Origin of the sequence: Petrocella atlantisensis (genome assembly GCF_900538275.1) — a bacterium.
Classification (GTDB): domain Bacteria; phylum Bacillota; class Clostridia; order Lachnospirales; family Vallitaleaceae; genus Petrocella; species Petrocella atlantisensis.
Window position 1 is genome coordinate 314,674 of sequence record NZ_LR130778.1, and the last position, 12,063, is coordinate 326,736.

The window sequence follows — 12,063 nt, forward strand, 5'->3', positions numbered from 1 at the left end:
GTATTCTCCTGATACAGTTATATGTTAAAATACCTATGCTTCTGCCTCTTCTTGTCTGCGGATAATCTCGCCAAAAGTAAAAAGATCTGTTTGCGTCGTTATTTTTAGATTATCAATAGAATCCACTACCACATACAGTGGGTGTTCATAGTGGTTCATAAGTTCAGCCGAGTTAATAAAGTGTGTCATATTATCAGCGATGGCTTTCTTGTGCGCTGCCATCAGCTCTTCAACAATAAATCCTTGAGGCGCTTTTGCAAACATACATCTGCTTCTTATAGGCAACCGGTTAATCATGCCATGATCATCGATTTCAACGATGCCTTCCGCTACATGGGCCACCGTTACAGATGTGCCATGTTCTTTAACGCATGCCAGATTATTGGTAATCGCCTCATTGGTAACATAGGGTCTAACACCATCACTTACAAGTACGATGGACTTTTTAGGATTTTCACAATCTTCATAGATGGCCTCTAGGCCTTTATAAATGGATTCCTGACCTGTCTCACCACCAGAAACAATCCATTTCACTTTTTTAATGCCTTCTATCTCTATCAGATTACGTAAATGATCTTGCCATTCTTCCAAGCAAACTACTGCAATAGCATCCATCTCTTCGTGCTGTTCAAAACACAATAAAGTGTGGATAATAACTTCCCTACCTTCAACTTCAATAAACTGCTTTGGTCTTTCGGCATTCTCCATCCTAAGACCTTTACCACCTGCAAAAATAAGTGCTACATTCATAAAATACCCTCCGTTTCATTACTGTCTTTCTATCTATATTTATCTAAATTGGCCATGTTTTACCCATTATCTCTTTCTTTATCATGTGCTACTAATTCTTATTTGTCAATCCAGGAATAATCTTCGTGTAATAAACTCAAATAGCCAATAAACATCTCCACATCTTTTTTTGTTGTAATCTTATACGTCTTTTCGTCGCCTTCAACCATGGTCACTTTTATATCGTTTAGAAACAACAAAGAGCAGCTACCTTTTGCTTTGATTAAATCTTCATCTCTGGCAGAAATATGTAAATTGTAGTAATCACCAAACCGAATACAAACCGGTGTTTGCCCTCTGTACAAACCTGATTTAGATAAAGTCTGTTCTACACTTATATCATCCGCACTCATGTATAAGGCATCATTTTCTTTAATGACCGGTATCGCAGCTCCGGTTTCTCTGGCTTTTGTTATCGTCTTTCGAACTACCTCAGGATTAATAAGAGGTCTTGCTGCATCATGAACCATAACGACATCCTCATCTGCCATATACGCCCGAGCTTTAATCAGTCCGTTGTAGATTGAATGTTGTCTGGATTTACCGCCATGAACAATATACTTGCACTTCTTAAGACCAAGCTTCTGAATCCATTCCCAAACATAAGATTCCCAAGTTTCAAGGACCACCATGACGATCACATCCACTTCTTCTATAAGCTCAAGTGTCTGTAAGCAATAAGAAAAAATTGGCTTACCTTGAATCTCTAAAAACTGTTTGGGACAATTAATACCTGTACGTGTGCCATTACCACCTGCAAGTAAAATACATGTCGTCATAAAAATCTCCATTTCAAAGTTGGATTGTGCCTATGTGCCTTTCACTCTGGTATCACCTAGACTGTAACCTATTCTGTTTCTATTTTTCCTATAGCCTCTTTTATAGACAACAGAAAATAAATGGGCATTGTCGCCACCGGTGATATACATGTCCCCCGCTTCTGTCCATGTATGAGCCAGAAGCTCACCATCTTCGCCTTTTGTGAGACCAAAGTAAATCATCATGTTAATACCCAAAAATCTGGCAAAAAATAAGGCAACCAACGCTTGCTCATAACATTTCACACGCCAAAAAACATGTCTATGTACCCGTCTTAAAGTCAAAGCCACTGATTTTAATCTGTAAGCCTGTTGCTTTGACAAGGGACCGGCCTCAACCTCATCAACATTTGTCATTATACGCATTAAAGTCTTAAAGGGCACAAGCTTAATCGCAATGTGCCCGAAGCTTGTCAAGATAGCAATTATAATAAACAACAGTAATTTTTTTATTTTTACCATAGACAACACCCAAATCTTTCTTCTCAAAGCCTAAGTACCCGTTCTTTCATGTCAAAAACATAGGCTTATAGAATCATCATGCATAAGTCTATTATAATGTAAAAGTAAGCATGTAACAATAGCAAGTCTTATACTTTAATTATATTGTATTGGAGTTTTTATGAAAAAGATGCAAATTTTTCAACTATGATTGGTCAGACCAAACAAGAAGTTTACCATCATTTTTTTTTACCGCTACAGGATACATCAACAGTTCATGACCTGATTCCGTATTACAAAACTGAACAGAACCATATTGAAAGAAGTTAAGATCATATCTATCTTTTTGATAACTTGTTATACAAGCAAAACCTCTTTCAAGATTACCAACAACAACATCTACTTGGTTAGTTTTAGTATCCAGATTTTCTGGATGCATTTTATAATATTTTTTCTGTTTTGCATTACTTTGCTCAACTGTCGTACTAAAAGCAAATTGATCTTTCCACCATCCAGCATAGATACATGGACCTATCAGTTTTTTTAGTTTTTCTACATACCAATTGTCATCTACCTGTTTAAGTAAACATATATAATTTTCTTCTTTTGGTGAGTCCGTTGCATAGATGATACCTTCTTTTTTCGGAAAAGCCCAACACGACCTATACAGATGACTCCCTCCCGCTAAAGTCAATAACTCTTTAAAATCTTGCTTGGCTAACCATATAGCTGACTCCTTATATGTGTCACCCGTAAGTACAAGAACTCCCATTCGATATGGATCTGCAATCAGTCCATGAACATGCTTAATTGTACGACTTGGGAATGTGTACTTTATTTCCCACCCATCCCAAATCTCCAAACCTCTTGCGTAGATATGCATCTCATCTTTACAAGGATTACTACCATATTCTCCATAAGCAATACAGTCAGAAAATCCTTCTATATTTTTTACAACACAAATGTTAAGTGGATTACTCATTTTTTCTCTAACAACATGATCTATTGTTATATTCTTATCCTTTAAATTGACTCTGTAAAAAACACCTTTACATGGTAAAATTAAGTTATCGTGATTAATGGGGACCGCTAATCTTGGTTCAATTCGAAGTATACGTTCAAAAATTCGAAATTGTGACAGGATTTTTCTTATGAGACCAATAGGCATAGCGCAAACCTTATCTTTTGTACCATTTGAAGCATTTAACAAGTATAAAAAACCTTTACTATAAACAAGAATAAGGTCTTTATCAAAGAAATACAAAGGTTTACATCTTCTTGCAACCGTTTTTATTTGGCTTGCTTTTTCCATTATTTTTACCTCTCATATTCTTATTTAAGAAGCTCATATTACAATCTTATAATTACATACTTTGCTTCATTCCGTTCATTAAATAGTTCTTTCCAATTTTTAACTTTGGTAAACAAGTTCATTGACAATTTCATCAATATAGTTTTCAAGTAGATATTTTGACCTTGATTCATATGCATTCTTTTTCAGTTTAAATAAATAGTCTTTATCATTATATAAACGCTCTATTGCTACCGCCATTTCAGCCGGATTATTGTGTTTTAAAACGATACCATCTATGCCGTTATGAATGATTTCCGCGTTGAAGTTAATATCACTAACAATCGCTGGCAATGCAGCAATCTTCGACTCAACCAAGACTCCAGGAACACCTTCATTTTTCCATCTAGTTGGAAACAACAATAAATCATACTCATTCAATTTTGTGTAAACATCAGCTATATCCGTCTTAAAAATTCCACAATAATTTATATTATTATATAAACTGGTCTGTTGTTCAAATTCTTCTTGATACGATTTTTCAATAGCTCCAAAGAAATCAACTTCAAATTGAATATTTTTTTTCGCTAATATCTTGACAGTTTCAAAAATAATATCTGCTCCTTTTTCTTTCGATATCAACGAAAAATATACACATTTCATTTTGTTTTGATCCGGATAGTTAATTTTTACCTTGGTATTTTTCTCATTTCTACAATTAGGAAAAATACTTACATTACTTAATCCGACTTTTACTAACTCATTCTTCATCCCATCAGCTTCCACATAGACTTTCTTGTAGTTTGAAACCATTTTAAGATATGTGGCATCTTTAGAAATATTTTTTGCACTTGTCCCACCCATGACAATCAAGATAGAGTTTTTTAGTGATTTTCTATTAAAAAAGTATAATAGATAGGTGATTTTTTTTCTCCAAGATCCTGAAGCGCCTACTATAAATATTTTTTTTTGAAAGAATAACGCAGTTAAAAATTTAAATATCTCGTGCAAATTTATTTTTTTGACTTTTGACAACTCAATTATATACACATTTTTATGTTTACTTAGTTCCATATAAAGCATACTATTTTTAATTGTGACACCACCATAAGGAGGTGGAAATGCACCTAAGTACACAACATCTTTTACATTAGTCATTTCTTCACGCCCGTTTCTATATTTGATATAACAAATTTAAATTTTCCATTTTTCGTCTTACTTATGTGTTGACAAATCTCTATTTTAATGTCTAAAGTATTACCTATTCGCGCTCTAAATGCATTTATTATTTTAGATTCTGCATGTTTTAGGTCAAAATATTTATCCGGAACAATTCTAATAGTGATTTCTCCAATTATATCCTGAACTATTTGCACTTCTTTAATATTCATATTATCTTTAAACATATGACTTAGTCTTCCAAGTTCTCTACCATCCTTTGTAATAATATAGTCTCCAACACGACCACTTAATTGATTGATAATAGGAAAACACGTCCCACATTCACATCTTTTATTTAATATTTTGTAGTCTCCAGTATCTCCAATATCATATCTGATCATCGGTGTTGTTTTGTTTAAGAAGCTTGTCCAGTAAAATCTACCATCAACAACCTCTAAAAGTCCAGATTCAATATTTACATGATAATTACCTTCAGTACATTGTGTAATTATACCTGCTCTTTCTGTACTCCCATAGTAATCATATATTTCAACCTTAAATACAGATTCAATAACCTGCTTTTGATGAAGTAGCAAAGTTTCCGATGAAGTGAATATTGCTTTTGGTTTATGCAAAGAAAGGCTATTATCAAATGCGTATTTTGCTAAAATATGAATTGATGATGGAAAACCTTGAACATAATCAGGTTTCCATTCATTATATTTCTTGATATAGCTACTTAAATTCTCCTCATTCATATGGTATGCAGAAAATAACAATTGATTATTTATATAATTCCTTCTCCAAAATATTTTTCTTTCGCCAACGGCTACAATATTCCTTCCTCCAAATGTTGCAAGCTTATCAGATCTATTAATTCCAGCTAATTTCCGTTGTCTCCAAATAAACGCATACTCTTTAGCCCATTCATTATTTGACAGAGCAGTTTTTAAGACTGCACCACTCGTACCACTCGTGAAAAACAGATTAATATTTTTTTGTGATGTTAATATTTCATTAAAATGATTTCTTAAATCCTCTTTTTTCAAAATAGGAATATTCTTCATATCTGATAATACTAAAGAAGATGCATTCACCTCCGATAATACCTTCTTATAGTACAAAGAATGCTTCTGACACCACTCTATAATTTCTTTTGTTTGATTTAACTGATATTCCTCAATAACACTTTCATCCCAATAATAAGACTTCATCAAAAATTTCAAATATTTTTTATAAGTAATTCCAGATCTTTTTAATTCTCTTTTGAAAGCAAAAATACTCACGCCTATTTCCTGAATAAATATAGGTGATTTAGCATATATTTTATCAAAAGGACTCATTAAATCCACTCCTCATCTAATTTATTTTTAAATTCAGTTTCTAACTTATAAATTTCTTCAACAGGCTCTAGCTTATAACTGAAATTCCCTTCACCTCTTCAATCTAATAAATAATTTCCAAATGGCCGACATCTTGTTTCAGTATATAATTTATTAAAATATCTGTCAATATTGATAATTAATGGCTTTTATAGTGATTTTAATCCCATCTTCCCTAACTGGTATGTTTTTTATAATACTATGCTTGTTTAATTTTGTAATTTTAATAACTTAACAAAAAAAACTTCTTATATTTTAGATATGTAAGAAGTTTTTTTGTTGTTATGTCTTATAATCTATTTTCTTTGGTTGTGATTTCATATTTATAGGTCTTAAGGTCTGCTTCTAATAAGGCAGAATAATCATCTTTTACCCATTTCAGGATTAACTTATGGGGCTCTGATTCTATAATCTCAAGCGACCCCTCCGTGTCAAAAGCAGGGAAAGTATGTCTGAATCTAATGAGTTCAATCTGTTCACGCACCACACGCTTTTCCAGTCGTGCTTCTATTTCTTCTAAGGTCAAGTTGGTTCGATTAATCTCTTTGTGACCTGCAGCACCGGCACGCTTGACCGCCTCATAATCATTTTTCCCTGCAAATAGGTCTAAATACCAGACCTGCGGCTTACCCGGCATAAACATCTGAATCGCTCGGGCAAGGAGCATCTTCTCATCATCTTCTCCGAGGGCACTATAATAAGTGGCGTTTACTTGATAATAGATGTTCTTCTTCCCATGAAGATCCTTCACATAACCCCCACGACTAACAACAACATCAATCAAGTTCTGAATCTGGGCCTCAGACAAAAGCCCTTTAAGATCCAATAGCGGAATACCATCATGACAACCGAGCATATTCACTGTCTTAATATTTTTCGTCTTAACATCTAAAATCCACTGAAGGAGATGTACACTTGAGTGGTTTTCAAATGCATCAATGATTAAGCCCGGCAAGAAGAAATCATAGGTCATAAAACCTTCTTCAGCTATTTTCTCATGGATTTTTTCCTCATACTTGGAATGAATCTCCGGCAAGAGATTAAGGCCGAAACGGTCCGCTAAGGCTTTAACGCGTTCAAGCAACTCCCATGTCCCAGGTTTATTTAGGAAATTCTTCTCACCAGGTGCCTTTGGTGCATAAGCAAAAGCATCCAATCTAACAATGCCTGCCCCGTAGCCGGCCAATTTTTTTAAAGTATCTTCATAGAAATCCCATACAAGTGGCGACTTGATATTTAGATCCATTTGACCTAAGTATTTTCGATGAGACTCTAGATAATCAACGACACCTGCTTTATAAGCGGTCATGATGCCAAGGTCGATCTCAGAAGGCTTTTTCCCATCAAGTAGTCCCTGATTCATTATTTCTGCAATCATCTGTGCCTGAGTGTATTGAAGGTCCAGCTCTAACATCAGATCAATAGCGTCAATAGGGTTATATCTAACTTCCTGATAGAAGGTATTCCAATAGGGCACCTCTTTACCGTCTGGCATGCGCACATTTAATATAGGCAAACCCGGCTTTCTAAAAAACATATCTTTAATCAAAGCTTCTTCTGGCTGAATATAGCCCTCTTCTGTCATCTGGCCTTTGCCTTCCCAGAAGCGGTTCCAATCAATGAAAAAATCTCTATAGATTGACTGATCCCCTTTTTTAATAATATCTTGAAAAGGCTTCGATAATACCGATGCATGATTTAAGATAAAATCAAACTTAAAATCCATCCCCAATGCCTTTAAGGCCTCTAAGTCTTCTTTAGTCGCTAGTAAAGCATTCAGTTCATAATCAATAACTGAGAACCCACGGTCCAAATCGGTGTTAAACACACTGGGTAATATGTATATAGATTCAAAAACATCTCTAAATGCGTCCTTCTTAAGTAAGGCCACAAGACCACTCAGCGATGCATCTATACTGTCCGGGTATGCGTTAAGCATGAGACCTGTACGAACATCCCTTTTATCTTTTATCCCTTGATTCCCTTGATTCATAATATGCCTCCTTAACTTCGACCTCTACTATAGTCCCTCTTGCAGCATGATTTGACGGTACTGTTCGAAGCCTACGATCTCGCCGTCTTTAAGTACGATTATCTTCGCACCGGAAGCCTGTGAGAACAGTAGCTTTTGTTCGATATCCAATACCATGGTTGTAAAAGGACTGTCCGTTCCACCATCACGATTACGCAATTTACGATGTTCTAATGTCTCACTCGGGGTACTGTTAAGTAGAATCGGTATATCCACACCAATTAAAGCGTCATTGTTGCCGTGGGTCCACTCGATAATAACCACCTTAATATTAGAAAAATCAACCTTTTCGTACCATAGATCCGTCTCTTCTCGCCCCATTCTCTTAAGCAGAATACTCTCTTTATCATGTTTAAACTCAGCGATGATATGGTTTATTTCATCAAAATCAATCTCAGCCGAAGTCCCAAGATAGTCTTCAAGACCTTTTCTACCTTCCTGTTGATAGATGAATAACCAAGGAAGTTCTTGGATTTGATCCGGATCAAAATCTTGATTAAGGGCCTGAAGTTCTCTTAGTTTGTCTCCCCGTTCTCGGTTATAAGCGCCTTGTGCAACCAGACCCTTAAGACCCATCTCTCTGAAGATTCTAAGGCGTTCCTCATCATTATGCTTTGGTATTCTATGAGGGTAATTATCCCCGGACAGAATATAGCTGCCTATCCCTACGTCATTAAAATAATACGCCAGTAAAGCCCCAATCTCCGACTTACCGACACCGGAACCACCATGAACGGAAATCACCACTTTATCCTTCGGACGGATCTCTTGTATATCCTTAACCATCTGATATAACTTGGGGAATATCGCTTCTGCCTTCATAATATGCCCCGTCTGTATCTGAATCACATCCCCAGGCATATCCCCTTTTTTTATGTTATCGTAATCCACGAGCTGGGGTGCCACCCATTGGAATGTATCCATCTTCTTGTCTTCTTTTTTCTCCATAAAATACGCACGCCTCCTTACTGACCGCTATGAAAAGCTTTTCATGAAGAAATTATAGAGGTAAACACCTCATATGTCAATTGTAAAAGTGCCACAATAAGAGGCTATATCTTTGGTTAATACGTTGAAACGGCGTTAATAGATGACATCCGATAGAATAATCGTATTTTGAACCGGATTCACACTATACTGCAAGCTTCTGTAAGATCCGGACTGTAATTGACTTAAGACCTCTTCTACATAGATCTGGTCGATATCATAACCAGTTTTGATCTCTATCTTATTGCCTTGTTCATCAAAGAATCTTTGTAACCGTTTTATAAGATCCGATGCTTGCTCAGCATAGAGGTCCATATAGACATAGTAATTATACTGCTTACCTGTTGCAACCGGATAATCTTCTGCAATATACTGATGATCTTTGCTCATCTGCTCACTGGTGATGTTCATATAATCATACCGCTTGACTTGAGTCCCACCGGGCATAACCGGATCATCCCAGGTAACATCCACATGGTACCATTCTTCCTCTAACTGTACCAGATTCCAGGCATGGGCCTGCTCTCCTGCCGTACCTTGAATAATGATGGTCTCAAGGCCTGCCATTGTAGACAGATAATGAAAAGCCTCAGCATAACCTTGGCAAACAGCATCCCCATGAATCAGAGCACCATACATGGTATAGATATATTCTTCACCGGCTTCAACATCCTTAGTATAGACGATATGGTCCACCAAATAATCATGAATAGCCAAAGTCTTCTCAAAAGGCGTCATACCGTCCTGAATAATCTCATCTACGATCGCTTCTGCTTTCTTAACACTGGTGTCAAACTCTGTCTTAGTAATCTTATAGTTGACACGAAGGGACAGTGACACATCACTGGTGGCTGACTCCGTAGAACTAACCGCTGAATAATACCCTGGGTAATCCTTCATGGACGTTATGGCACTTTGAATCCCAGCTTCTACCTGCTCATAGGTAAGTGCAGGAATCATGAATTCACGTTCACCCTCCCAAGCGAGTATCATCGCCACCACCGCTGCCAGAAGTTCTTCTTCTGTATTAATAAAATCCTCTTGATCCGAAGAAAAAAGCTTGTTCTGACTGGCGATATGAGAAATCACCTTGCTGCTGTCAAAAATAATCTCATCTTGACCCCAGAAATAATTGTTCGCAATGAGGCCCATACTTATTAACAATAGGACTAAGGATATGAATTTAATGGGGTTGAACCTTCTACTTTTTCTCATCATTGACTCCAGACTTTCTTACAAGATTATTTAAAATTCTAAGTGTTTCTTACTTTTCAAATTTTGTTTTCAAATCAATCTCTTTTCTTGAAAGCTCTAGACCTTCATTTAACTCATAAATAAAATGTTCATCTTTTGACAATTCTAATTTATCAATTTCAGTAAACCTCTATTTTCCTATCAAGTTGTGTTAACAAAAAATTATTTGTTATAATATCTCTGTATTTATAGGATAATTCTATCATGAATATATATTAAATGCAACGCTCTCTCTATCGTTGTATTTATCGTTGCATATCTAGTCGTATATTCATCTACCGTTGCATTTCGTTTTACAACGACAAAACGACAGAAGCAGAGCAAAGAAAAAAAAGACGTCAAATCCCTTGGGGTCTGACATCTTATCTTTTAAAAAATACTTAAGAATCAATTACTTGTCAATGGTTGTTTTTCATGCTTTTGTTAAGCAGCTTCTGCTTCACCCACATCTATTTTAAAAGTATATTTTGATGCCTTATAGAGGAAGAAGGCAAAGGCAAGGACTGCAGTTATGATGCCAACAGGATAGCCTATGTTTGTAGGTAATTTCAAGCCTTCTGGTGCAATCAGGATATAAGTAACGGTTACCGCCGTCATAAATGCTGCAGGAAGGGAACAGATGTAGTGGAATTTCTTATTCTGTATTAAGAAGCTTTCGGCAGCCCATAACATAACCATGGCTAAGGTTTGATTTGCCCATGCAAAGTAGCGCCAAATGATGGCAAAATCAATGAAACATAAAGCGATTCCAATGGCAAAAAGTGGCACAGCAATAATAAAACGATTACTTAATTTCAACTGATTAAACTTAAGTGCATCCGCAATGGCTAAACGCGCACTTCTAAAAGCGGTATCGCCTGAAGTTATCGGGCACGCCACAACACCAATAATGGCAAGTGCACCGCCAAAAGTACCAAGTAAAGAGACAGAAATAGTATTCACAACGACAGCAGCAGCACCGGCTTCAGCTAAAGTCGCCGTAGATCCAAAGAATGCCATTGCAGCAGCGGCCCAGATTAAAGCGATGATGCCCTCTGTGATCATAGCACCATAGAATATAGAACGTCCTTGTTTTTCGTCAGAAATACAGCGGGCCATGATTGGAGATTGTGTTGCATGGAAGCCACTAATAGCACCACACGCTATGGTGATAAATAGATATGGGAATATCGCTTTACCCGTTGGATGTAGGTTATTAAATTGAATTTCCGGGATGGTATAGCCTTTAGCAAAAATACCTACGATGATACCAACACCCATGATCAACAAAGCCGCACCAAATATTGGATATATGCGACCAATGATCTTATCGATCGGCAAGACTGTCGCTAACAAGTAATAGACAATAATGACGCCTACCCATGCAAGTCTAGGGATACCCGTCAAGTTTTCAAGTAACCCGGCCGGCCCATTAACAAAAACAACACCCACTAAGATCAACAAAACAACGGAGAAAATCCGCATTGCATTTTTAGCAGAGGTTCCAAGATAATGACCTACGATTTCAGCAAATGTTTGACCATTGTGTCTTACAGAAAGCATACCGGCAAAATAGTCATGTGTCGCACCGGCAAAAATTGATCCAAGTACAATCCATAAGAATGCAGATGGTCCCCAATATGCACCAGCAACCGCACCAAATATGGGTCCAAGTCCAGCAATGTTTAGAAATTGAATAAGAAAGGCTTTTTTGGTGTCGATGGTTACAAAGTCAACCCCATCCGCCATAGAAACAGCTGGTGTTGGTTTGTTGTTATCTGCGCCAAATATTTTTTCAACAACTTTACCGTAAAATGCATAACCTAGAATTAACGCGATGACAGACAGTAAAAACGAAATCATAGTAATCCTCCTTAGAATCTTTATTATGGTTAGTTTATGCCATAATTATAAGATAATCGAAACATA

10 protein-coding genes are annotated in these 12,063 nt (G+C 36.5%); all 10 read right to left on the reverse strand.

Annotated elements, in window-relative coordinates:
* Positions 1–33: 33 nt before the first annotated feature.
* Positions 34–750, reverse strand: a complete 717-nt coding sequence (locus PATL70BA_RS01605; RefSeq protein ID WP_125135732.1) for an IspD/TarI family cytidylyltransferase — start codon at positions 748–750, stop codon at positions 34–36.
* A gap of 98 nt (positions 751–848) precedes the next feature.
* Complete coding sequence (locus tag PATL70BA_RS01610; protein WP_172596055.1) at positions 849–1,568, reverse strand: IspD/TarI family cytidylyltransferase; 720 nt, start codon at positions 1,566–1,568, stop codon at positions 849–851.
* A 30-nt stretch (positions 1,569–1,598) separates the two neighbouring features.
* Complete coding sequence (locus PATL70BA_RS01615) at positions 1,599–2,069, reverse strand: lasso peptide biosynthesis B2 protein (protein ID WP_125135734.1); 471 nt, start codon at positions 2,067–2,069, stop codon at positions 1,599–1,601.
* Positions 2,070–2,253: 184 nt separating this feature from the next.
* Positions 2,254–3,360: a hypothetical protein gene (locus tag PATL70BA_RS01620; protein ID WP_125135735.1), complete on the reverse strand. Its 1,107-nt coding sequence runs from the start codon at positions 3,358–3,360 to the stop codon at positions 2,254–2,256.
* Positions 3,361–3,459: 99 nt separating this feature from the next.
* A complete protein-coding gene (locus PATL70BA_RS01625) occupies positions 3,460–4,497 on the reverse strand; it encodes a glycosyltransferase (RefSeq protein ID WP_125135736.1) in 1,038 nt (345 codons plus the stop codon).
* Positions 4,494–5,843, reverse strand: a complete 1,350-nt coding sequence (locus PATL70BA_RS01630; RefSeq protein ID WP_125135737.1) for a phenylacetate--CoA ligase family protein — start codon at positions 5,841–5,843, stop codon at positions 4,494–4,496. The genes PATL70BA_RS01625 and PATL70BA_RS01630 overlap by 4 nt, the downstream gene beginning before the upstream one ends.
* A gap of 328 nt (positions 5,844–6,171) precedes the next feature.
* On the reverse strand, positions 6,172–7,875 hold the full coding sequence (locus PATL70BA_RS01635; RefSeq protein ID WP_125135738.1) for an alpha-amylase family glycosyl hydrolase: 1,704 nt from the start codon (positions 7,873–7,875) through the stop codon (positions 6,172–6,174).
* A gap of 27 nt (positions 7,876–7,902) precedes the next feature.
* Positions 7,903–8,862, reverse strand: coding sequence for an adenylylsulfate kinase (locus PATL70BA_RS01640; RefSeq protein ID WP_243115945.1), 960 nt, complete (start codon positions 8,860–8,862; stop codon positions 7,903–7,905).
* 135 nt (positions 8,863–8,997) lie between these two features.
* Positions 8,998–10,065: a transglutaminase domain-containing protein gene (locus tag PATL70BA_RS01645; protein WP_172596056.1), complete on the reverse strand. Its 1,068-nt coding sequence runs from the start codon at positions 10,063–10,065 to the stop codon at positions 8,998–9,000.
* A gap of 513 nt (positions 10,066–10,578) precedes the next feature.
* The gene (locus PATL70BA_RS01650) at positions 10,579–11,997 is read right to left on the reverse strand and encodes a carbon starvation CstA family protein (RefSeq protein ID WP_125135740.1); all 1,419 of its coding nucleotides are present in this window, start codon (positions 11,995–11,997) and stop codon (positions 10,579–10,581) included.
* Between the last annotated feature and the right edge of the window lie 66 nt (positions 11,998–12,063).